General features: G+C 37.7%; 1 protein-coding gene. It reads right to left on the bottom strand.

Annotated elements, in window-relative coordinates:
* A partial coding sequence (locus tag ACGHEH_RS21680) for an alpha/beta hydrolase family protein (protein ID WP_390449856.1) occupies positions 1-700 on the bottom strand: 700 nt, incomplete at both ends.

Here is a 700-nt window from a genome sequence, read left to right as displayed (position 1 = left end):
AAGTAAGTCTTCCTCATTCTCACCTAAAACTTTATCTAAAAATACCTTGCCTGAACGTGATCTAGGAATGTCTCCTGCAACTTTCATCACTGGTAATGAGTAAACACCAACATAAGGTATCGCACATTTATACAAATCAGGTTCTCTTACCACTGCCATTGCTGATGCATAACCACCGTAACTTCCTCCATAAATACAAATGCTTTCTTTGTCCGTGACGCCTTGATCTATTGCCCATAAAGTCGCATCTGTAATGTCATCTTGCATTTCAGCGCCCCACTTTCTGTGACCAATTTCTTCAAATACTCTTCCATAACCACCTGAGCCTCTAAAGTTGATTTGCAAAACACCATAGCCATTCGCTGCTAAAAGCTGGTTTTCATCATCCCAACCCCAGTAATCTCTTGGTCCATGAGGTCCACCATGCACTTTTACGACTAAAGGTACTTTGCCACTTGTTCCTTTCGGTAGTGTCAAATAACCATACAAGTCAAGACCATCTCTTGCCTTAACTTTAATACCCTTTACAGTGGCCATTTTATTCGTGTCTATATTTTTAGACTTGCCATACTGTTTTAATTTTCTAGTTTCCGAATTAAAAATATAGAAAGCGCCTGGATTCTTATCTGAAGAAACGCTTATAACTGCTTCTTTCTTATCTTTCGTTATACTTGTAATATTAACTTTTGAATTTTTAAAT

The organism is Pseudoalteromonas sp. MTN2-4 (assembly GCF_042848605.1).
GTDB lineage: Bacteria > Pseudomonadota > Gammaproteobacteria > Enterobacterales > Alteromonadaceae > Pseudoalteromonas.
This window is presented reverse-complemented; position numbering and strand designations above follow the sequence as displayed.